This window comes from Lachnospira intestinalis, assembly GCF_040095895.1.
Classification (GTDB): Bacteria; Bacillota; Clostridia; order Lachnospirales; family Lachnospiraceae; genus Lachnospira; species Lachnospira intestinalis.
The window spans coordinates 34,247-58,169 of sequence record NZ_JBBMFS010000009.1; the positions used below are offsets into that span (position 1 = coordinate 34,247).

Annotated in this window: 16 protein-coding genes; 13 read left to right on the forward strand and 3 right to left on the reverse strand. The window is 43.9% G+C overall.

Going from position 1 to position 23,923, the window contains the following annotated elements:
* Window positions 1-642 precede the first annotated feature (642 nt).
* From WMO37_RS10645 to WMO37_RS10670, 6 genes are all read left to right on the forward strand, one after another.
* Window positions 643-2,055, forward strand: coding sequence for a methyl-accepting chemotaxis protein (locus WMO37_RS10645; protein WP_349154990.1), 1,413 nt, complete (start codon window positions 643-645; stop codon window positions 2,053-2,055).
* A 217-nt stretch (window positions 2,056-2,272) separates the two neighbouring features.
* The gene (locus tag WMO37_RS10650) at window positions 2,273-3,130 is read left to right on the forward strand and encodes a Rossmann-like and DUF2520 domain-containing protein (RefSeq protein ID WP_320055243.1); all 858 of its coding nucleotides are present in this window, start codon (window positions 2,273-2,275) and stop codon (window positions 3,128-3,130) included.
* Window positions 3,105-3,932, forward strand: a complete 828-nt coding sequence (gene panB, locus WMO37_RS10655; protein WP_349154991.1) for a 3-methyl-2-oxobutanoate hydroxymethyltransferase — start codon at window positions 3,105-3,107, stop codon at window positions 3,930-3,932. The genes WMO37_RS10650 and panB overlap by 26 nt, the downstream gene beginning before the upstream one ends.
* Window positions 3,933-4,111: 179 nt before the next feature.
* On the forward strand, window positions 4,112-4,951 hold the full coding sequence (panC, locus tag WMO37_RS10660) for a pantoate--beta-alanine ligase (RefSeq protein ID WP_227091056.1): 840 nt from the start codon (window positions 4,112-4,114) through the stop codon (window positions 4,949-4,951).
* A 38-nt stretch (window positions 4,952-4,989) separates the two neighbouring features.
* Window positions 4,990-5,373, forward strand: coding sequence for an aspartate 1-decarboxylase (gene panD / locus WMO37_RS10665; RefSeq protein ID WP_349154992.1), 384 nt, complete (start codon window positions 4,990-4,992; stop codon window positions 5,371-5,373).
* Between the two features lie 82 nt (window positions 5,374-5,455).
* Entirely contained in the window at window positions 5,456-6,412 is a 957-nt protein-coding gene (locus tag WMO37_RS10670; RefSeq protein WP_349154993.1) for a 3'-5' exonuclease, read from the forward strand.
* Window positions 6,413-6,455: 43 nt separating this feature from the next.
* Here the strand turns inward: WMO37_RS10670 and WMO37_RS10675 are convergent, their stop codons facing one another.
* Together WMO37_RS10675 and WMO37_RS10680 are read right to left on the reverse strand one after the other, a co-directional pair.
* Complete coding sequence (locus WMO37_RS10675) at window positions 6,456-7,367, reverse strand: hypothetical protein (RefSeq protein ID WP_349154994.1); 912 nt, start codon at window positions 7,365-7,367, stop codon at window positions 6,456-6,458.
* A 6-nt stretch (window positions 7,368-7,373) separates the two neighbouring features.
* Complete coding sequence (locus WMO37_RS10680; RefSeq protein ID WP_349154995.1) at window positions 7,374-8,336, reverse strand: MraY family glycosyltransferase; 963 nt, start codon at window positions 8,334-8,336, stop codon at window positions 7,374-7,376.
* Window positions 8,337-8,527: 191 nt separating this feature from the next.
* Between WMO37_RS10680 and glgB the strand changes: the two genes are divergently transcribed.
* The 5 genes from glgB (at window position 8,528) to WMO37_RS10705 (ending at window position 16,790) form a co-directional block, all read left to right on the forward strand.
* Entirely contained in the window at window positions 8,528-10,453 is a 1,926-nt protein-coding gene (glgB, locus tag WMO37_RS10685) for a 1,4-alpha-glucan branching protein GlgB (RefSeq protein WP_349154996.1), read from the forward strand.
* Window positions 10,454-10,483: 30 nt separating this feature from the next.
* Window positions 10,484-11,350, forward strand: coding sequence for an NAD(P)-dependent oxidoreductase (locus WMO37_RS10690; RefSeq protein ID WP_349154997.1), 867 nt, complete (start codon window positions 10,484-10,486; stop codon window positions 11,348-11,350).
* A gap of 87 nt (window positions 11,351-11,437) precedes the next feature.
* The gene (locus WMO37_RS10695) at window positions 11,438-14,632 is read left to right on the forward strand and encodes a DUF6240 domain-containing protein (RefSeq protein ID WP_349154998.1); all 3,195 of its coding nucleotides are present in this window, start codon (window positions 11,438-11,440) and stop codon (window positions 14,630-14,632) included.
* Between the two features lie 110 nt (window positions 14,633-14,742).
* Window positions 14,743-16,296 carry a flagellin N-terminal helical domain-containing protein gene (locus tag WMO37_RS10700; protein WP_349154999.1) on the forward strand — a complete coding sequence of 518 codons (1,554 nt, stop codon included), beginning with the start codon at window positions 14,743-14,745 and terminating at the stop codon, window positions 16,294-16,296.
* A 14-nt stretch (window positions 16,297-16,310) separates the two neighbouring features.
* The gene (locus WMO37_RS10705) at window positions 16,311-16,790 is read left to right on the forward strand and encodes a flagellar export chaperone FliS (RefSeq protein WP_349155000.1); all 480 of its coding nucleotides are present in this window, start codon (window positions 16,311-16,313) and stop codon (window positions 16,788-16,790) included.
* Between the two features lie 173 nt (window positions 16,791-16,963).
* Here WMO37_RS10705 and WMO37_RS10710 read toward each other — a convergent pair whose 3' ends face one another.
* Window positions 16,964-18,355 carry a D-alanyl-D-alanine carboxypeptidase family protein gene (locus WMO37_RS10710; protein WP_349155001.1) on the reverse strand — a complete coding sequence of 464 codons (1,392 nt, stop codon included), beginning with the start codon at window positions 18,353-18,355 and terminating at the stop codon, window positions 16,964-16,966.
* Between the two features lie 671 nt (window positions 18,356-19,026).
* On the opposite strand from WMO37_RS10710, the gene trmB reads away from it, so the two are divergent.
* Together trmB and WMO37_RS10720 are read left to right on the forward strand one after the other, a co-directional pair.
* Window positions 19,027-19,665: a tRNA (guanosine(46)-N7)-methyltransferase TrmB gene (gene trmB, locus WMO37_RS10715; protein WP_022432424.1), complete on the forward strand. Its 639-nt coding sequence runs from the start codon at window positions 19,027-19,029 to the stop codon at window positions 19,663-19,665.
* A gap of 508 nt (window positions 19,666-20,173) precedes the next feature.
* Window positions 20,174-23,821, forward strand: a complete 3,648-nt coding sequence (locus WMO37_RS10720) for a right-handed parallel beta-helix repeat-containing protein (RefSeq protein ID WP_349155002.1) — start codon at window positions 20,174-20,176, stop codon at window positions 23,819-23,821.
* Window positions 23,822-23,923 lie beyond the last annotated feature (102 nt).

Here is a 23,923-nt window from a genome sequence, read left to right on the forward strand (position 1 = left end):
TCAAAATAAAAAAAACGCAGGCTGTAATTACACAACTTGCGTTCAATATCTCAAATATAAATATGTCATGATTCAAAATAAACTGCAACCGGCAGGACAAGGTACAAATCCATCCTGTGTACAGCAGAATATTTTTAAGACAGGGATATCATATCAGGCATACAGAGTCTATATAGCAACACTACTTTTACTACTCTTATTGACCATTTCACAAGTTTGCGTAAATACGCATTTCGGTTATAAAGTAACCAACTTATAAAACTGAGCTTCTAACTCAATCAATAAGGCGGCAAGCCGCCAATCGGCAGTGGACCCGGCTGTCCGTATGGCCTTGACTCTGAATAAAAGAGTGGTCCTTGTAAAAATCGCTTGTAAGACTCCGGCAGATACTTTTGCCTTGTCTTGAATCCGTTTTGAGTTTTTCCAAAACGGACAACGTAACATTCAATGTCACAATGGTCGTATTATAATACGCAAAATGTTTTAAGTCAATAGAAAATAAAAAAGTCTTTGTTGTGCAAATTTAATAAAAATTTCAAATATTTCAAAAAAATATGGTAAAACAGTACAAAAATCTTAAAATGTGTGGTACGATATACCCAAAGTTTTTAGGAATTGTATATACGGTAGAGGAGAAAGTGTATGTTTAAAAAGAAAAAGCAGGCGGGGCTGTTACCCGGGCAGGATGCGCATCAATTATTAGAAGCAATGGATAAGATTGCAAATGGGAATTTTGAGGAAGCAGATGTTACACAATTTAAAAATCCGGTATATGCAGAAAAAATCAATGCAATGCTGCACGCATTTAAGAATGCCAATAATCCGGTTGTGATGCGGTTAAATGAAACGATGGGCGTTATCGGGGATAATACACTCATTAAAGACACATTAGATCAGGTCGAAACCCAGACCAAATCAATACAGGATATGGAAAGTGCGAGCCGGCATCTGGAGGACTCCATTGAAAACATTTCAGAAGCCATGGGACATATCCGGGACAATACCCATGAAATTCTGTCGTCCTCGCAGAATGTAACCAATGATATGAATGACAGTATTGAAGCGGTTACGCAGTCGTCTACAAGAATACAGGCGATTAATGACCGTGTGCAGGATTTTAAGGGTAAAATCGGTAAAATCGAAGAAATTGTAGATTTAGTTAAAAAAGTTGCCAACCAGAGTAATCTTTTGGCGCTGAATGCATCTGTAGAAGCAGCCAGAGCCGGTGAATCCGGAAAAGGCTTTGCCGTCGTTGCAGACCAGGTGCGCCAGCTGTCTATTAATACCGCAGAGTCTGCCGAAGATATTGTAAAATACGTATCGGAGTTAAAAACGAATATTGACGAGCTTGCTACGGCGATGGAAGAAACGACACAGAGCCTTGGCGAGGGCAGTAAAAAGGTTGAAAAGTCCCTGGCGGCATTAGAGCAGATGAACGGACAGATGGACAGTATCCGCGGGCGTGTGGACAGTATTTTTGATGATATTGATACACAGACCGGCGTTACAAAATCCTTTGCAATGCAGATGGGAAATATTTCTGAAAGCTACAGTGTTTTATCCAAAGACTGCTTACAGTCGGGACACCGTATTTTTGAGGTGGGCCGGTATCTGGATAAGACAAGAAGTGATCTGGTACGCGGCTGTTCAGAAATTACACAGCAGGACTGGATGCGTGTATTTGAAGTGGATCACTATGTGCTGACCTGGCGTGTATACAACAATATTGTGGGATTTGAACATTTACAGAAAAAGCAGGTGGACAATCCGGCAGGCTGTAAGCTTGGTAAGTGGTTAAACAGGCAGACCGATGAAAGGCTGGTGCGCAGCAGTGAATATACGGCACTGGTAAAGGCACACAACGATTTACATCATTTTGCAACACTGTCATGGCAGGCAAAGGAAGACGGCAATACAGAAAAAGCACTGGCGTATTTTAACAACACTTACGGAGCATTTATGGAGTATGACAAAGCTTTAAAACATTTGCAGCAGAGAATGAAAGAACTTGGCTACAATACCGATACACAGATTGCTGCTTTTGGCGGCAGATAAAACGCTTGAAAATTATCCTATCTTGTGCTATGCTTTCATTGGTTTTAGTATTGAGCGGCATTCGGAGATGAAGCTGCATCAGATGATAGTGCGTTGCCACACGATTACCCCGGCATAAGAAAAGCACAGCGAAGCATCATTACGAAAGTAAGAGCTATCGCGGTGGCAGGACTTGTGCGTAAGCGGGAGAAAATGAGGTGATAGCATAAGAATAGGAATTATCGGCGCCGGGAAAGTCGGTGTGACGTTAGGAAAATATCTTAGCGAAGCACACATTCCGGTAACAGGATTTTACAGTAGAACAAAGGAAAGCGCTGCATGGGCGGCAGCTTTTACAAAGACAGCCGTATTTGACGGTTTAAAAGAATTAATAACAGCAAGCGATACCCTTTTTATTACGACACCCGACGGTGTAATTGCAGATGTATGGGATTGTATTGCAGCGATGGATATGGATTTATCCGGTTATAAGATCTGCCATTTTAGCGGCTCATTATCATCTAATGTATTTTCAGGAATAGAACGCACCAAAGCGTGCGGTTGTTCTATTCATCCAATGTACGCGTTCAGCGATAAAGAAACTTCCTGGTTACAATTTCAAAAAGCATATCTGACAATGGAAGGCAGTGAAAAAGCGGTTGCGGTTATGCGCAGTCTGTTTGAAGGACTGGGACACACCGTATACGGGTTAGACAGTGCGGACAAGGTAAAGTATCATGCGGCGGCAGTGCTTGCAAGCAATGCAGTTGTGGGGCTTTTTTATTCTGCACAGCAGCTTTTATCTGAATGCGGTTTTGCAGAAGAAGAAAGCAGAAAACTGCTTGCACCGCTGATAACGGAAAATGTGTCTTCAATTGTAAAAAACGGGTGCGCAAAAGCCCTTACAGGTCCTGTCGAGCGGGCAGATGTACAGACTGTAAAAAATCACCTTGCGGCATTGCAGGGGAGTGACGAGGAAGCGGTTTACCGGAGTATTTCAAAAAAACTGACAGCGTTGGCAAAGTGCAGAAATCCGCAGCGGGATTATACGGCACTGGAAAGGATTATGGATGAAAAATACAGTACAGACCTTTAAAGAAGCAAAAAAGAATCACATGAAGCTTGCAATGCTTACGGCATATGATTATTCAACCGCAAAATTGCAGGATGAGGCGGGAATCCATGGAATATTGGTGGGCGATTCCCTTGGTAATGTAATTTTAGGATATGAAGATACAATTTCCGTGACCATGGAAGATATGATTCATCACGGAGCGGCAGTTGCCAGAGGTGCGAAAAATGCACTGGTCGTTGTGGATATGCCGTTTATGTCATATCAGACCTCGGTGTATGACGCGGTGGTCAATGCGGGAAGGCTGATGAAGGAAGGCCGTGCCAATGCAGTAAAATTAGAGGGCGGCGTATCCGTATGCCCGCAGATTAAGGCGATTACCGATGCCGGAATCCCAGTTATGGCACACCTCGGTCTGACACCGCAGAGCATTAATGCATTCGGCGGCTTTAAGGTGCAGGGAAAAAATGAAGCGGCGGCACGAAAGCTGATTGACGATGCAAAGGCAGTTGAAGAAGCAGGCGCATTTGCGCTGGTATTAGAGTGTGTACCGGCAAAGCTGGCAAAAATCATTTCAGAGCAGCTGACCATTCCGACAATCGGAATCGGTGCGGGTGCAGGCTGTGACGGACAGATTCTGGTTTATCAGGATATGCTGGGCATGTTTTCGGATTACACGCCGAAATTTGTCAAGCGTTTTGCCGAAGTCGGCAGTGTTATGAAAGAAGCCTTTGCAAATTACATCAAAGAAGTGCAGGCAGAAACGTATCCGGCAGAGGAGCATACGTTTAAAATAGATGATGAGGTTTTGGGAAAGCTCTACTAAGATACAGGGAGTGGATTGTGGGAGTGTGCAGCACGGAACAATCCACAGGTGTCATAGAGATATGTAAATAAAAAAATGCAGGCACAGCATGTTCCGGCGGTACTGTTTTTAAGCAAAAGCAGACGGTCCGTATGGAAAGCAGACAGAATGTGCCTGCGGGAATGGAGATAAAGATTAAAATGAAGATAGTAGAAACGATTGCAGAAGTCAGGGCACAGGTAAAAGAATGGAGAGCACAGGGATTAAGTGTCGGTCTTGTGCCGACCATGGGATATTTGCATGAAGGTCATAAGAGCCTGATTGACAGAGCCGTTGCGGAAAATGATAAGGTTGTTGTCAGCGTGTTTGTCAATCCGATGCAGTTTGGTGTGGGTGAAGATCTGGAAAGTTATCCACGCGACATGGAGCGTGACAGCGCTTTGTGTGAAAATGCAGGTGCGGCGCTGATTTTCCACCCACAGCCGGAAGAAATGTACCACAAGGATTTCTCCTCTTTTGTGGATATGAATACGCTGACGAAAGGTCTTTGTGGAAAAACACGTCCGATTCATTTCCGCGGCGTGTGTACGGTTGTATCAAAATTATTCAACATTGTACAGCCGGATAAGGCATATTTCGGACAGAAGGATGCACAGCAGCTTGCCGTTATCCGCCACATGGTATCGGATTTGAATTTCGGCATTGAAATTGTGGGCTGCCCGATTGTCAGAGAAGCAGACGGACTGGCAAAAAGTTCCAGAAACACCTATTTAAACGAGCAGGAAAGAAAAGCGGCAGTTGTTTTAAACCAGTCTTTACAGGCAGCACAAGACCTTTACGAAAACGGAGAGCGCAGTGCGGCAGTACTGTCTGCGGCAATCCGTGAAAAGCTGGCGGCAGAACCGCTTGCAAAGCCGGACTATGTGGAAATTGTGGACTGGAATACGTTAGAGCCGGTAGAAACGATTCAGGATTCTGTCTTAATGGCGATTGCCGTATACATTGGAAAGACAAGACTGATTGATAACCGCATTTTATAAGAAAAATTTGAAAAAAATTTCGGAAGGGAAGAAAAACGATGCAGCTTACAATGTTAAAAGGAAAAATTCACAGAGCCGTTGTGAAACAGGCAGAATTAAATTATGTGGGAAGTATCACGATTGACCCAAAGCTTATGGAAGCGGCGGGCATTCTGGAATATGAGCAGGTACAGATTGTCGATGTGGAAAATGGAAACCGTTTTGAAACGTATACGATTGACGGAGAGCCGGGCAGCGGCATGATTTGTTTAAACGGTGCGGCGGCAAGACAGGTGCAGGTCGGCGACCATGTAATTATCATGGCATACTGCCAGATGGATGCCAAAGAAACCGCAGACCACAAGCCAAAGGTCGTCTTTGTCGATGAGGAAAATCATATCAGCCGCGTTTCCAATTACGAAAAGCACGGACAGCTATCGTAAGAAACGGTACTTTGCAGATAGATAAAACTCTGATATAATCAAAGAACAAAATAGCTGCACAGACAGCGGATTGGTGATAATGATGAATTATATTGTATTAGATTTAGAGTGGAATCAGAGTGCAAAGGGGAAAAAATATACACTGCCGGGCATGCCGTTTGAGATTATCCAGATGGGTGCCGTAAAACTGGACAATAAATTTGATGTCATAGATGAATTTGACAGGCTGGTCTGCCCGCAGGTGTATCCGGTGCTTCATTCTGTCTGCGGGGAAGTAACGGGCATTACACAGGAAATGCTTGCGGATGGGGAGCATTTTGTGGATACTGCACTGGATTTTTTAGAATGGTGTGGACAGGATTACATTTTCTGCACCTGGGGCAGTACGGACCTGGTGGAATTACAGCGTAACTTAAATCACTATGCCATAGAAGCGGAATTTCCGATGCCGTTTTTATTCTATGATGTACAGAAATTATACAGTCTGTGTTTTTTAAATGGAAAAGAAAGACCGGCACTCCAGACAGCAATCGAACAGCGTGGCATTGCGGAAAAGGAGCAGTATCACATGGCACTGTCTGATGCACGGTATACGGCACAGCTTATGAAACTGCTGGACTTTGAAAAGGTGCGGGCATTTTACAGTATTGACACGTACCGCGTGCCAAAGCGGCGCAAAGATGAAATCTGCATGAATTTCGGCAATTACAGTAAATATATTTCGCGGGTATTTGATACGCGGGAAAAGGCGGCAAATGACAGGCTGGTGCGCTCCTGCAACTGCTTTTTGTGCGGAAAGCCGATGGAGCGGAAAATTAAGTGGTTTGCGACAAACGGAAAGACGTATTACGGTCTGTTTTTTTGTGAGGAACACGGGCTGATAAAAGGACGTTTTAAGATTAAACATACCGATGATGAGCAGTATTATGCAGTGAAAATTTTAAAGCGTACGGACGATGCAGGTGCCGAAAAGCTGCATGCGCGCCAGTTACAGGAGCGGGAACACAGAAGACAGAGAAGGTTAAATAAGCAGGAGTAAGATAGCAGCGTGGATATAGGTGTGGCATATAAACTATGCCACACTAAAACAAATCCAGCATATTATCCAGATACACAGCCTCCCGCACATGAATCTGATATTCGGGTTTTGTCATATAATATAGAAGAAATTCTAAAATCAGTGCGCTTCCCAGACCTCTGCCTTCAATTTTAAAGTTGGAAAATCCCATTGGCAGATAAATATTTTGAATATCATCAATCCCGATAAAACCGGGATTTGTCATGGCTTTGGAAAAACGGTAGCCAGTCTTTGCATCCGGTGCATTACAGCGGTGGTCAGGACAGTCTTTGCCGAGATTGTTAAGGCTTACGGCTTCATAACAGCGTTTTCTGTCCATACAGCCAAAGAAACAGCATTCGTTGCACAAAAATTCCACCTTGTTTTTTTGCAAATCCGGCAAAGTATTGAGTCTGTCAAATGCCTTGTTCAATCGGAAGTCCGGTACAACATACAGAAAATCATCATTTTTTACTTCATTTAAAAAGTCCGCAAAATCTGTCAGAACCTTGGTTGTCGATGACACAAAATATAGGTTTGGATAGTGTGATTTTAAGTAGTCCAGTAATAAATCCGAGTGAATAATCACACCGTTTTGTACACGGTCATTTTCCGAGAACAGGGCACACAGCGCATTGCATTTTTTATCAGCAAGGTGTACGGGTTCTAACTGCGAGTTGCTAAAGGTAAGCCGTGCTGAAATGCCGTATTCCCGCAACAGTGCTAAAACCTTGCGCGGCTCCCGGTTTCCCGATTCAACACGTCCGCCGCCCCAGATACAGTCGGCCGGTGCACCGTAGACAGAAGCAATGTCACACCAGTCGTAAAAATATTCCCGGTGGCTGTAAAACAGCGGCAGGAAAACGCTGTATAAATCGTAAAATTCAAACAGGCCGGGAAGGTGGTAATATGCGGTTTTTGTGGTTGAGTGTTTCATAAATGCCTACAAAATCGCGTAAATAACAGCCAGTCCGATGACAATCTGGATAATCGCAAAACGAAAGACAACCTGAGCGTCAGACCATTCTTTGTTCTTGCGCATATGGTCATGAATCGGTGTGCGGATATTTTTCATCAGATTAATATGAAGGAAACGCATAAACGAAACCTTAATCAGTCCGAGACCGCCGTCTAAAATCAGCATAATCGCCACCGGAATGTATAAAAGCGGGTGGTGCAGCTTTAAGAATACAAATGCAATAAAAATACCGATTGCACGGGAACCGGCATCGCCCATTAACAATTTACTCGGTGAAGCGTTAAACCACAGATAGCCTAAAATACATACAATCATTAAAAGCACTACATGACGGAAATACGGTTCAATGTCAAATACACGGAACAGCACGTAAGCAGTGGAAAGCGTTACGGCAGAAAGTGTGCCGCACAGTCCGTCCACGCCGTCAGAGCAGTTGGTCACATTAATACTTACCCAGATTAAAACGACAATTAAAAATCCGTAAATCAGCGGATGCAGTGTTACGGTTTTTGAAAAGAATGCCAGTTCAAAGGTATTCGGGTTGTAATGCAGATAAGTAAATGCAGCCATTAAGGCAATGACAAAATCAATCAGTCCTTTTTTTAATTCGCCCCACGGAGAAGAAGAACTGTCATCTAAGTAGCCGCTTAACATTGCCGCAAGCGTTAAAATCAGATAAATGATAATTTCCGCATCCAGTTTGATAAATAACACGCAGGAAAGTGTGAAAGTCAGTATAAAGATAATTCCGGCACCACGCGGCTTGCCAACGGATTTGGAACCGTTGATGGCATAGGCACGTCCGGCATCGCGCGGAAGGATATTCTTGCCTAAAGCAATGGCTGCGCAGGTCAAAATAAATGCAAACAGCACACTGATAAAAGTAACTTCTTTTATCAAATCAGAACTGATTAAATTGTAAATCATTGTAATACGTACTCCTTTTTTGTATACATCATTATATATGTTTTTCCCAAAGTATAGCACACTTAGTTTTAGTTTTGTACAAAAAAGCAAAAAAAATATAAATAGTATTTATCTGTAGAGTATGGTACAATTAATAATCATAAACGTGCAGACAGCAGAATAAAATTTGTAAAGGCGGAGGCGGAATATTTATGGCTAAAAAAGACTCAACAGATGTATTTATGACAGAACTGGATGCGTATCTTTTTGGGGAAGGTACGCATTATGAGATTTACAACAAGATGGGCGCACATAAGGCAGTAAAGGACGGACAGGAAGGGGTCTATTTTGCGGTGTGGGCGCCTCATGCAAAGGATATTTTTGTAGTCGGTGATTTTAATGACTGGAAAGCCTACGGATACGATATGAAACCGGTATCAGACGGCGGCATTTATGAATTGTTCATACCGGGTGCAAAGGTTGGTCAGATGTACAAGTTCTTAATTGTGACACCGCAGGGAGAAGCAATTTATAAAGCAGACCCGTATGCCAATGAAGCCCAGCTTCGCCCGGACAATGCATCTATTATTACGGATTTGACAGGTTTTCACTGGACCGATAAAAGCTGGGTTGAAAAGAAGAAAAAGGAAAATCATTTAGAAAGTCCGATGGCAATTTACGAATGTCATCTCGGCTCATGGAAAAAGAAAGAGGACGGTACCAAAGACGGTTTTATGAATTACCGTGAGATTGCGCCGGAGCTGGCAGACTATGTAAAGGATATGGGCTATACGCACGTGGAACTGATGGGTATTGCAGAATATCCGTTTGACGGTTCATGGGGCTATCAGGTAACAGGTTATTATGCGCCAACCAAACGCTACGGAACGCCAAAGGATTTTATGTATTTTGTGGATTACATGCACTCGAAGGGAATCGGGGTTATTTTAGACTGGGTACCGGCACATTTTCCAAAAGATGCATTCGGACTGGCGGAATTTGACGGACAGTGCCTGTATGAATATGCGGATTCCAGAAAGGGTGAACATCCGGACTGGGGAACGAAAGTTTTTGATTACAGTAAAAATGAAGTATCCAATTTCCTGATTGCAAACGGCATGTACTGGGTGGATAAGTTCCACGTAGACGGTCTGAGGGTCGATGCGGTGGCATCCATGCTGTATCTGGATTACGGAAGGACAGAAGGTAACTGGATTCCGAATAAATACGGCGGCAACGGCAATCTTGAAGCGATGAGCTTTTTAAAGCATTTTAACAGTATGATGCGCAAGCGTTTTCCGCAGGCAGTTACGATTGCTGAGGAATCAACGGCATGGCCGATGGTCAGCGGTGACCCGGACAACGGAGAATGCCTTGGATTTACATTTAAGTGGAACATGGGCTGGATGCACGATTTCCTTGAATATATGAAGCTTGACCCGTATTTTAGAAAGTTTAACCACAGCAAGATGACGTTTAGTTTAATGTATGCGTACAGTGAACATTTTGTGCTGGTGCTTTCGCATGATGAGGTTGTTCATCTGAAATGTTCAATGCTTGGTAAAATGCCGGGCGACCGGGAAAGCAAGTTTGCCAACTTAAAGCTTGCATATGCCTATATGTGCGGACATCCGGGCAAGAAGCTGTTATTTATGGGGCAGGAATTTGCCCAGTGGAACGAGTGGAGCGAAGAACGTGCATTAGACTGGTATCTGTTAGATGATCCGTCCCACAAGGAAATGCAGCAGTTTACGAAAAAGTGCATGAAGCTCTACAGCAGTTATCCGTGCCTGTATGCGACGGATTATAAGCCGGAAGGTTTTGCATGGATTAATGCCAATGATGTGGACAACAGTGTGTATTCGTTTATCCGCATCAGTCCGGATGGCAAAAAAAACCTGTTGTTTGTACTAAACTTTACGCCAGTGGCAAGAAAACAGTTCCGTGTCGGTGTTCCGGCAGACTGCAAGTACCGTCTGGTGCTGGGCAGCCACGAAAAGATACAGGCAAAGCAGCTGACTGTGGATAAAGGGGACTGCGACGGATATTCCCATTCCGTACTGGTTGATCTGCCGGAATATGGAATTGCGGTTTATGAATTTACGGCAAAGCAACTTGAGAATAAAACACGGATTTAATAGGATATCAGGGTCAAAAGGAGCATACACATGAAAAAAATCGGATTTATCGGTGTCGGCATTATGGGAAAATCTATGGTCAGAAACCTTATGAAAGCAGGATTTGAAGTGTCCATTTATGCGCGAACCAAGGCAAAGGTTGAAGATGTATTGCAGGAGGGTGCGTTGTGGTGTAATTCTATCGGAAGCTGTGCGGCAGGAAAAGATGCCGTGATTACGATTGTCGGTTTTCCGAAGGATGTGGAAGAAGTATATTTTGCGGAAGGAAATATACTTGACAGTGCCGCCGCCGGTACATACCTTATTGATATGACGACCACCAGTCCACAGCTTGCAATAAGAATCTATGAAAAAGCAAAGAAAAACGGACAGCACGCGCTGGATGCGCCGGTTACGGGTGGAGATACAGGTGCAAAAAACGGAACACTCTCGATTCTAGCAGGCGGTGAGGAGCAGGATTTTCATGCCTGTATGCCGCTTTTTGAAGCCATGGGGAAAACGATTGTATACGAAGGCAGCGCAGGCTGCGGACAGCACACAAAAATGGCAAATCAGATTATGATTGCGGGTGCATTGTCCGGCGTGTGCGAAGCATTTGCTTATGCGCAGAAGGCAGGACTTGATATGGATAAGCTGTACGCTTCCGTAAAGGACGGTGCGGCGGCGAGCTTTCAGCTTAGTTCCCTTGGCGCAAAGATTTTAAAGGACGATTACGCACCGGGATTTTTCTTGAAGCATTTTATCAAGGACATGAAGATTGCCGCGCAGAAAGCCAAAGACCGTGATGTCAATCTGGAAGTTTTAAATACGGTGCTTGAAATGTATGAAACGCTGGAAGACAAAGGGATGGGTGATTTAGGCACACAGGGACTGATGAAGTATTATGAGGAATCCTAAATCGGACTAAATGAAATGTAAAAATGTGACGAAATACTATCTATAAGACGGTGTGTCTATAGATAGTATTTTTTTGAGGTGAAAAGAATGGATTTAACAATTGCAGCATCAGAACTGGCAAAAGGCACCGACAAAAGTCAGGGTGCATCAATTAATATAAAAAACAATACACAGACAGAGGGAAGCACAAAGGCAGCAGACTTTGCCAATGTGCTGATATCCGGTATGCAGGTGAATCAGAAGGAATTAGACCAGAACACATATCATTCTTTATTAAAGGAAACCGATGATGTCAAAGAACAGCTTATGCAGAGCGCGACCAATGCCAAAGCCAATTTAAAGGCACTGTTCCAGCGCCTTTCCGGTGCAGATGCCGTAAAGATTGATGAGGACGGATTTAACCTGAATGATTTGTCACAGGAAGAAATGGTCGGTATCGTGGACCGCATTAAGATTGAACTGGCATCACACGGCAAGAAAGTTTATTTTGCGGGAGAGGGATTAAGCACTGATGAGATTGAACAGGTTGTCGGCAGTACGGGCATGGCAGAGGAAATCTCCAATCAGATGAGCGCAGGCAATCTTCCGGCAACACAGGAAAATGTGGAAGAACTTGCAGGCGCGGTGGATAAGGTTTCACAGATTTCCGATTTAAGTGGAGAAGCGAAAAATTATCTGGTGAAAAACCGGCTTGCACCGACAATTGATAATGTATACAAGGCAGAGTATATGCAGTCACAGGGCAGTCAGGGACAGCAGAACGCAAAGGTGACGGTAACGGAAGATGAATGGCAGCAGTTAATGCCGCAGGCGGCGGCGGTTATCGGACGCGCCGGTCTTGAAGCCAATGGGGCAACACTGTCAACCGCACGGAATCTGCTGGAAAATGACATTCCAATCACCAAAGAAAATATTTTATATAAAGTACAGTTAGACAGCTTAAATATTTCGGATTTACAGTCCGGGGACGGCTTAAAACAGCTGATTGGCAGTATTGTAAACGGTATGGCACAGGGAGAGAATGCATCGGATACGCTGTTAATTAACAGTACGGGAACGTATCAGACGGTTGCCGATGCAATCAGTACCGTATATAATGCGGACATCCGCCATGTGGCCTATGTAACGGAAAATGATGAAACATTTAATATTGAAAATTTAAGAAATGCAATGAACAGTGTCGATGCGGCTTCTTACCGTTTTCAGTTTGAGATTGGAAGCAAAGAAAGCACCATGGATTTTGTGCAGGAGAATGTACAGGATTATCAAAATGAGCAGGTTTATGACCGCTACGAGCAGTTACAGCAGATTCGTATTTTAATGACTGCCGATGCCGGACTGTTTCTTGCAAAACAGGGGGTCAATTTAAATGCCGAGCCGATTGCAAGTCTTATTGAACAGCTTGATGCGTATCATCAGGCGGTGGCACTCTACGCTGAGGATTCACAGGCACAGCAGAATACGGCAGGTGGTATGGCACAGCAGACAGCCGGAACGGCAGGCGCAGCACAGAACAGCCTTGAAGGTCAGACACAGGCCGCAGTGGCAGGACTTTCCGGAACAGACAGCACAATGAATATGATTGTATCGTCTTACCAGACGGTAATGCAGGTCAAGCGCGCGCTGCATGATATTAAATATGCACCGGATGTATCGATGGGAGCGGTTGTCAAAGAAAAAGCCGAAAATGAAGTGATGACGATTGCCGACTTTGCGCAGAAGGGAAGTGCGTTCAGACAGCAGTTTGAGCAGGCGGGACAGGAATACAGGGCAGTCGGAACAGAAGTGCGTAAGGACCTTGGCGATTCGCTCAAAAAAGCCGTAGATGCCAGCACGGAAGACATTTTAAAGGAACTGAATCTTGAAAATACACAGGCAAACCGTGATGCAGTACGTATTTTTGCGGAAAATCAGATGGAGATTACAAAAGAAGGTGTTGAAAATATCAAGGAAATCCACAGCACCCTTCAAAATCTGATTCGGAATATGAAACCGGAAACGGCACTTGCGATGATCCGTGAAAATATCAATCCGATGACAGAAGACATTCATACGGTCAATGCATACCTGACGGAAATGAATGCACAGCAGGATAACGATAAAGAGGAAAAATACAGCCGCTTTTTATATAAGTTAGATCAGACTGACGGAATTAGTGAGCAGGAGAGAAACCAGTTTATCGGCATTTACAAGATGATGAACATTTTTACAAAGGATGCCGGAGCGGCAATCGGAACACTGGTCAAGCAGAATGAAGAAATCACCATGGAAAATCTGTGCAAGGCATATAACAGCAGACGTGCCGCAGGCATGGATTATACGATAGATGATGAGGCAGCAATTCCACAGATTCAGGAAAAGGTGAATTATTTCGGTAATTTATTTGAAACAACAGGGGAGCATGTGACACCGCTGTCGTTAAAGACAGTACAGCAGGAACAGCCGATTGACGAACATTCGGTTGAAGCCTTCTGCGAGGATATTGAGGCAGCTTATGATGAAGATGCAGAAGCGGCTTATTATGATGAATACTTAAATACACTGCGTAGTTCATCTGCCATGGAAGAGGCGGTTATCAAAGAACTGACAGACAATGAACAGCCGGTAACGGTCAATCAGGTGCTTGCAATGGAACACATTATGCAGTCAGGCTATTATAACAGTGTATTTGGTGAAGATAAAAAAGACACTGCAAAAGCAGAGACATTTTTAGAAAAGTCAGGTGACAGACAGGCACTCGAAGCAGCATATGATGATCTGGAAGAGGATGCCGCAAAAGACCTTGAAACGGCAGTTGCCGCAGATGACAACCAGGATTACGAAACAATCCGCGATTTGAGAATGCGTTACAGGGAAATCGGGTTAATCCGCAATTTAAGCCAAAGACATGATTACCGGATTCCAATGGTGACAGAGGAAGGTGTCGGCATGATTCACCTGACACTGGTACAGGATGCCAAAGAAAAGGGAAGAATTTCAGTTCACTTAAATACGCAGGAGCTTGGAACCGTTTCCGTAGAAGCAAAGGTCGGCAGTGACAGCGCCGAATTATACGGCATTTCCGATACGAGCGCCGATAAGCTTTCTGAAAAACTGGAGCAGGCGGCAGAAGAACTAAAGGAAAACAACGGATTCAAAGAGGTGGAAGTCCACTGTCAGGATATCCGTACCGTACGCCGTGTAATGTATGATAAAGCGGCAGAAAGCGTGGCATCCGATAAACTGTACAAGGCGGCAAAGACGATAGTATATGCTTTGGCGGGAAAGACAGAAAACGCATAAGCGTAAACCGGCAAATGTGAAATTTTATGGAACAGGCTTATGGTTTCTTAGAAATAAACCGATATAATCAACAGATGTTTTATTCAGACAACAGAAAGGACGTATAGACAATGAGAATAGCTACAAATGTTTCTGCGATTGTTTCCAACAATGCTTTGCAGAAGTCACAGGACAGATTAACAAAGTCGATTGCAAGACTTTCATCAGGATATAAAATTAACAGTTCATCAGATGATGCCGCAGGATATGCAATTTCCGAAAAAATGAGATTACAGCTGCGTGGTTTAAATCAGGCGGATAACAATGCGGCAGACGGTGTATCCGTACTGCATACGGCAGAAGGTGCGATGGAAGAAATCCAGAGCATGCTTGCCAGAATGAAGGAGCTGTCTGTACAGGCAGCCAACGGAACAAACTCCGTTGATGAACGCAGTGCGATCCAGAGCGAAATTGACAGCTTAAATTCAGAAATCGACAGAATTTCAAGCAACACAGAATTTAATTCACAGACTTTAATCAGTGGTAATCTTTCAAGACGTGTTTACTCTAATTATGAAGGTGTCAATCAGATTGAAGTATCGGATAATTTTGTGGCCGGAAATTATGGCATTACCATTACACAGGATGCAAGACAGGCAATTGTGGTTGGTAACGGTGCGGTTACCATGAGTGATACTGCAACGGTTACAAAGGAGCAGGCAGGAACAATCAGTATGAACGGCTATGGGATTGAAATTTCCGAGGGAGATACACTCGCAGGCATTATGGGTAAGCTGGTTGACGGTGCGGATAAGATTGGCGGACGTGTTTTTGCAATTACGGCAGGTGCCACAAACGATACAAAGGTAAACGGCACAGATTATGCAGGCTATGAACCGCAGACAAGCTATGCCGGTAATAATATTGTATTTATGACAAAAGAAAGCGGCAGTTCAAAAACCATGAATATCACATGCAGTAATGCACAGTTAGCAAATATGCTTGGAATTGCCACAGCAGCAACAAATAGTGGCATGTATGCAGAAGGCAGTGACGTACAGGCCGAATTTACTCTGGACAATGACGGCAAGCGTGTGGGATTTGCAGACAGCGCAGTTATTTCAACAAGCGGCACAAGAGTAACGGTAAAGGATGTCAACAACAGAACATTTGTAACGGATGTACCGTCAAATGTGGCAGGTACACAGTTTTCTGATACAGCAAAAGCAGATGATAAGTCTACGGCAACAAGCACACAGACTGCAAAGGTTACACAGGAAGTAACAGATGTGGGAACGATGAGCGTTCATGTCGGTGCCAATGAAAATCAGGTGATTCTGATAGACATTCCGGCAGTTACAAGTTATACGCTCGGAACAGAAAATTTAAATGTCATGACATCGGTTACGGCAAGTGAAGCCATTGATACCATTGATACGGCTGTTGCTTATGCAAACCGTGTCCGTTCCCAGATGGGTGCTTACGAAAACCGTTTTGAGCATACAACCAACAACTTAGGAACAGCGTCTGAAAATCTGACATCAGCCATTTCAACCATGACCGATACAGATATGGCAGAAGAAATGACAGAATACACTTCATTAAATGTTATGACACAGGCGGCAACTTCTATTCTGGCCCAGGCCAATGAAAGACCGTCAACCGTACTTCAGATTCTTCAGTAAGAAGGTTTCAGATTATGAAAAGTGATTCGATTAAAACGTATTCTTACCGGGTGTCACAGGCATCAAAGTCGGATTTGATTGTTATTTTATATGATATTGCAATAGAGTCGGTGCAGGATGCGCAGGCGGCGTACCGGGAGAAAAACGATGATGAATATCATGCGTCCTTAAAGCGGGCGAAGCGTGTCGTAGATGAGCTGGAAAGCAGTCTGGATATGCAATATGATATTTCAAAGGAATTGTTTAAAATATATGTTTCCATGATGCGTTTTCTTGTAAAGGCAGATGCAGGGCATGATGTGACGGTACTGGATACAGTGATTTCCATGCTTTCAAAGCTTCGGAGGTCATTTTATGAGGTCAGCAGACAGGATACAACCGGTCCGGTCATGCGCAATGCCGAACAGGTCTATGCGGGACTGACGTATTCTAATATGGGTACTTCAACCGAAATCGCTGAAAACGCATCGGGAAACAGAGGATATACCGTATAGCGGATACAGTATACAAAATACGATATACAACAGGGCAAATACAAGATAAATCCAATAAGATATTTGCGGAATGCAAAAGTATATCGGAAAAACCAAAAAACTCCTTACAGGCTAAGCACCCTGTAAGGAGTTTTTTGGTTTAATAAAGCTGGTTGAATATTTTTTTACAGCTGTTACCGGCGGCGTCTGTGGTGTCTGCGTGCGTGCAGGCTGCGGCGTCTGGACATCTGATAATCCCTAATGAAGCAGATAAGAATGACAACGGCGGCAAAGACTGCCACAATTACCCAGATGCTGATAGAAAAGCACCAGCGCGGCTGAACCGTTTCAGTATCAGCATCCTGTGAAAGATACGGTAGGCGGTTATCCGTGTGTGCCGTGCCTTTACTGAATGTCAGTAAAGAAGTGGCAACCGTGTTATCGCCGTATTTAAAGCGGATCCCTGTTGTATAGGCATTGTCAATTTCTTCCGGCGTGTAATTTTCATTGACCGCCAGCGTAATATCGCTTACATTCGCATGATTTGGAATGGTCAGCGTAGAAGCACTCAGACTGAAATTTTCAGGATAGCGGCTGTATACAGCAGACTGATAATAATTTGAACCCGAAAAATAAGAGGAAATGGTATCGCTTGAAGCGGTAATTTTCTTAAAGTTATCAAATCCCCAGTCAAACAGTGTCCGTGTATCCGTAAAACGGATATTGGAATCGGAACAGTTAAAAACAACGCAGATCAGGCGCATATCATTTTTTTCCGCAAAGGTTACGAGTGTAAAACCGGACTGGTCCGTAAAACCGGTTTTGCCGCCTTTGCAGTATTCATAATACATCGGACGGCCTTTTAACATCTGGTGTCTGTGACGGAAAGTACGGCTTTCACCGGTCAGATTTGTAGGTCCGATGGTGTACGTATCTTCTGTCGAATCAATATTGACGAAAGTAGAGTTGTTATAACAGCCGCGGGCAATCATTGCCATATCGTAAGCCGTTGTATAATGGTTCGGGTCATAAAGACCGCTTGCGTTGGCAAAGTGGGTATTTACCGCACCCAGTTCTCTTGCACGGGCATTCATCATTTCTACAAAATTTTCCAAAGAACCACCGACATGCTCTGCAAGACCATAGGCAATTTCATTGGCGGAATACAGTAAAAGTCCGTACAAAGCCTGTTCAACCGTATACTGTTCGCCGACCTTTGTTGCAAGGTTAGAATCTTCCCATGTAACCGAATTGGCTGCGGCACGTGAAAAAGTAACAGTTTCGTCCATACCGCAGTTTTCCACGGTTAAAAGACCGGTTAAAATTTTTGTGGTACTGGCAGGATAACACTTGGTATAGGCATTTTTTTCATAAAGAATTGCCCCTGTATCGGCATCAATCAAAATCCCGTTCCCCGCTGAAATTTCCGGTGCCTCCGGCCATGAAACCCCAGACTGTGCAGACTGCTGTGTAGAAGCCCCCGCCTCCTCTGCATAAGCTGTTGAAAATGTATAAGAAACCGAAGTGGTCAATGTTGTAAAAAGTAAAGCAACAGACAGCACCCTGTTAATCCATTTGCTGCGCATAAAAACCTCCATATAACAAAAATTCAATTAAAATCGTTTAATTACTAGTTTACGCTAAGAAAAACTTTCTGTAAAGTAGTAGTTGTGTAAATATAGGGGAATATTATATAATGTGCGTAAGCAATGAGCCGTGCCGGCTGAAAGAGGAAAAAAGTGCTGTGCTTGCACAAAGCACTTTTAGACGATTTTAGCCGATAGGGCGAATGCCCGACAGTCCGGGAAAGCTGAAAGCTTTCTCGGACGAGCACGGCGAATAGAGCCAACACCCAGCAAAGCCGGAGGCGAGCGTCCGAGAGAAGCAATAGCGGCTGCGAAGCAGACATTTCCTTTTCTTGCGTTATTAACGAGCGAATATTCTGCGAAGCAGAATGCAGAGCGCGTCAGCGCGAATTCGCGAGTGCGGGTAGAGAGCAGAACTGTGCTTGCACAAAGTTCTGCTTTAAGCTTGAGGAAGATAGGGCGAATGCCCGACAGTCCGGGAAAGCAGAAAGCTTTCCCGGACAAGCACGGCGAATAGAGCCAACACCCAGCAAAGCCGGAGGCGAGCGTCCGAATAGAGCGGCTGCATCAGCGCGAATTCGCGAGTGCGGGTAGAAAGCAGAACTGTGCTTGCACAAATCATCCCCACATGGCACACAATATACGAAATCATTCAGTTAGGAGAAATAAATATGCGACTTAGAAATGTTCCCGGTGCAAGGGAAGTGATGGTAGAAAATGAATATGTATTTACAGAACCGGAAGGCATGAAAGGCACATGGCATGAAGTGTTTGGCAATGACAACCCGGTGCGGATTGAAATCGGCATGGGCAAGGGAAGGTTTATTTCAACACTTGCCGCACAAAATCCCGATATTAATTATGTAGGAATCGAAAAATATTCCAGCGTGCTGCTTCGTGCCGTTGAAAAACAGGAAGAATTGCAGCTGCCGAATCTGCGTTTTATCAGAATGGATGCAGAAAATATCTGCGAAGTATTCGGTGCGGGAGAAGTTGACCGTATTTATCTGAATTTCTCAGACCCGTGGCCAAAGGACAGACATGCAAAGCGACGTCTGACTTCACGCCAGTTTTTTGCGCGGTATAACGTCATTTTAAAACAGGACGGACAGGTCGAATTTAAAACAGACAACAAGGATTTATTTGATTTTTCCGTGGAAGAAGTCAAAGAGGCGGAATGGAAACTGACAGCCTGTACATATGATTTACACCACGATGCAGCTTTAAATGAAGGAAACGTCATGACAGAATATGAGGAACGTTTTTCCAAGGCCGGCAATCCGATCTGTAAACTGATTGCCAAGCGGTAATACTGCATATAATGATATCGGGGGCAAAAGCCCTCAACTATGATATCTATGGATGATTCCGTGCTACGCACTCCTACGTCTACGATCCGCTTCGGTTCACGCTAAACGTATGCCACTGGCACATAGCACCCTGATATCATATAATATAGAAAGAACATGAAACCGGAGCGTGAAAACAGTGCGTGTCTGTAAGTCAAGATGGCTCAACAGCCTTTCAAGAGAAGCGTATTGCAGAAAAAAAGTCAATAAAAAACTGCTTCGTTTTTGCAGAAGCTGGAATGAGGTCAAAAAAATAGTAAATACCCGTCCGGGCTGTAAATACAAATGAATGTACAGATAACAATACAAGAAATTTTGAAAAATATACAGAAAAAACGGTCAAAAGACACAGAATATAGGAAAAGATTTACAATAAATTAACAAAAGATATGCCAAAAGTCTCATTTTCATAAAAATAAGAGTATGCTACCATTACCCTTGCGATGACTAAAACGAAGGGAAGGTGTTTATGAAAATGAAAACAAATCGCAAAGTAAAAAAGCTGTTTTCCTATGTGCTGACGGCAGCCATGGTAATAACAGCAGTGACACCGGCTTTTGCAGGAAAAGTAAAAGCGGTGGCAGCAGGTCTGACACTGACAGAACAGTCCGGCTGGCTGGAAAGTGCATATGTGGAATGGCAGCCTGTTAAAAATGCAGAAGGCTATGTCGCATATGTAAAGGAGGCTTCCGCATCAGATGATGCGTATGAGAAGCTTGACGATACGTTAATCCGTCAGTACGCAGATTACTGGAGAGCAGATGCACTCGGTTTAAAAGAGGGCAGCTATGTGATGAAGGTAACAGCCGTATTAAAGGATGGAAAGACGGTTTCTGAATCAACTTCTTCATTAGAGGTTGAAAAGTACGACAGAAGCGGCTTTGCATTTTCTGAAAATTCAAAGTTTCAGACGGGTTCAGGTGCTTACAATGATGACGGTACATTAAAGAAGGATGCACAGGTGATCTATGTGACACCGGAAACAGCAAAGACCTGTACGGCCGTTGTAAACGGCAAGGAAGTAACAGGTTTCCAGTCAATTTTAGATGCAAAGCAGAGCGCAGGAACAAAAGATACTTCGCCGCTTGATTTTCGTATCGTAGGCTGTGTTACGGCAGATGATGTAGACCATTTTTCAAGTTCAGCAGAAGGTATTCAGCTGAAGGGTAAGAGTGCTTACACCGAAATGAATATCACAATCGAAGGTGTCGGTGAAGACGCAGCTGTTCATGGATTTGGTTTTCTTGTAAGAAACAGTGGAAATGTGGAATTCAGAAATTTTGCAGTAATGGCATTTATGGATGATGGTGTATCCTTAGATACAAAGAATTGCAATATCTGGGTTCACAATATGGATATTTTCTATGGCTCAACAGGTGGTGATTCAGACCAGGCAAAGGGTGATGGTTCTGTGGATATTAAGGGTGCATCTACCAATGTAACCGTATCGTATGTGCATTTCTGGGATTCCGGAAAATGCTCTTTATGCGGTATGAGTGACAGCGCAGAATTTCTTGTAACGTATCATCATAACTGGTTTGATCATTCTGATTCCCGTCATCCGAGAATCAGAGTTGCCTCAGTCCATATTTACAATAATTATTTTGACGGCAATGCCAAGTACGGTGTCGGAACAACCAAGGGAAGCTCCGCATTTGTAGAAGCAAACTACTACAGAAACTGCAAGAATCCGATGATGAGTTCAATGCAGGGTACAGATGCATTAGGACAGGGTACATTTTCAGGTGAAAACGGCGGTATGATTAAGGCATACAACAATATTACAGTTGGTGCTTCAAGCTTAATTTATGCCAATTCCGATGCCGGAACAGCCAAGGCGGATGCAGTAAGCTTTGATGCTTATCTTGCTTCTTCAAGAGAAGAAACCGTGCCATCTTCTTATAAGACCGTTGCGGGTGCAACAACGTACAATAACTTTGATACAAGCAGTGACTATGATTTAGGCGTAGCAGAAGAAGATATTGATGATCCGCAGGATGTACCGTCAATTGTTACAAAATATGCAGGACGTATGAATGGCGGTGACTTTGACTGGACATTCCAGGAATCCGATGATACCAATTACAGCGTTGATACAGCCTTAAAGGCAAAGGTTGTTAATTACAAATCCTCTGTCCTTGCAATCGGCGGCTATAAAGGTGTAGACGTAGAACCGTCCACAACCGAAAAAGCAACTGAAAGCACAACAAAGGCAACTGAAAGCACGACAAAGGCTACGGAAGCTACAACCAAAGCAACCGAAAGCACGACAAAGGCTACGGAAGCCACAACAAAGGCAACTGAAAGTACAACAGAAGCCACAACAGAAGCTCCGACAACAGCACCGGCAGAAACAACTGCAAAGGTACATAATTTCTCAACGGACGGAACAAGCAGTGATTTCTATATGATTTCCGGTAAACTTTCTTCCAATAAGGGTACAGTAAGTTATAACGGACTTTCGTTAGATACCTGCTTAAAGATTGAAAGCAAGACAAAGATTACATTTACAACGACAGACAAGGCAGAACTGGTACTGGTTTTCAATCAGAAGAACAGCAGTGACATCAAGGTAGACGGAACTGTTTACACATTGACAGACGGTATTTTAAGTCTTGAAATTGAGGCAGGCAGCCACGAAATTACAAAGGAAAGTACAGGTAATCTGTATTATATGTCTGTTTCACAGCAGTCAGAAACACCGACAACACCTGTGACACCGACAGAACCGACACAGCCGGAGCAGCCGACAACACCGTCTGAACCGGAAACACCGACAACTCCGTCAGAACCGGAACAGACAAAGTGTGATTTATACGTATCTCCATCCGGAAAGTCAACAGCAGCCGGTACACAGAATGCGCCGATGGATTTACTGACAGCGATTAACAGCATTTCAGCCGGATATACCATCTGGATGGAAGAAGGAACTTATAAGGCTTATGAACTGTATGGTGCGCCAATCGTAATTGCCGAGAGCAACAGCGGGGCAGAAGGCGCTTATAAAACCATCAGCAGCATAAACGGCGGAACAGTTACCATTGACTTTAGCGGAATGGCAGAACTGGGAAGCAACAGAGGAATCGTGTTAGACGGTTCTTACTGGCATTTTTACGATATTGATATCTGCAATGCAGGCGATAACGGTATGTTATTATCCGGTGATAACAATATCATTGAACTGTGCCAGTTCTATGCAAACCATGACTCCGGTCTTCAGATCAGCAGATACAACACTTCTGCCGATACGATTGACTTATGGCCGTCGAACAACCTCATTTTAAATTGTACGGCATTTGATAACAAAGATGAAGCAACCTGTGAAAATGCAGATGGATTTGCAGCAAAGCTGACCTGCGGTGAAGGAAATGTCTTTGACGGATGTATTTCTTACTGCAACAGCGATGACGGCTGGGATTTATACGCAAAGCCGGCAACTGGTTCTACAGGCGTTGTAACGATTAAAAACAGTGTAGCTTTTGGTAACGGTAAATTAACCAACGGCGAAGGTTCGGCAAACGGCGATATGAACGGATTTAAGCTGGGCGGAAGCAATAAGCAGTGTCCGACACCGCATGTTGTTACCAACTGCATTGCATTTAACAACGGTGCAACAGGATTTACAGACAACGGAAACGGCGGTGCAGTGACACTGACCAACTGTACTTCTGTAAACAACGGTATGTATAATGCTGCAAAGGCAAATTATATGTGCTACAGAACATCAAAGGATGCAGCCTATACCAATCTGTTATCCTTTGCAGAGAAAAAGACTGCGGCAACAGACCAGTTCTTAGGCACTGTAAGCCATACATTATATCACTATAAAGGTGTGGGTACATACTGGGTAAATAACTGGTTATGTACAGACGGTGCAAAGACCAAGTACAGCGGAAGCGAAGGCGCAGATTACACAGTCAGTGCATCGGATTTTGTAAGTACACAGATTCCGGGCTATGATGCTGCAACCGGTGCTTATACTGCAGATTATCACAGCATTTTCAGAAATGCAGACGGAAGCATAAATCTTTCCGGCTTATATGAAGTAAGCAGTGACAGCCCGCTGTATACAGCAGGTACACAAAATACAGCACTGGGTGCTTCCTTTTCAAAGTAAATGTCTGACTTGAAAAACACAAACCGGTAAACATAACATAAACAAATAAAACTGCCACAGAAAGCAGGCTTGCGGGACAAACACCCGGAAACCGCTTCCTGT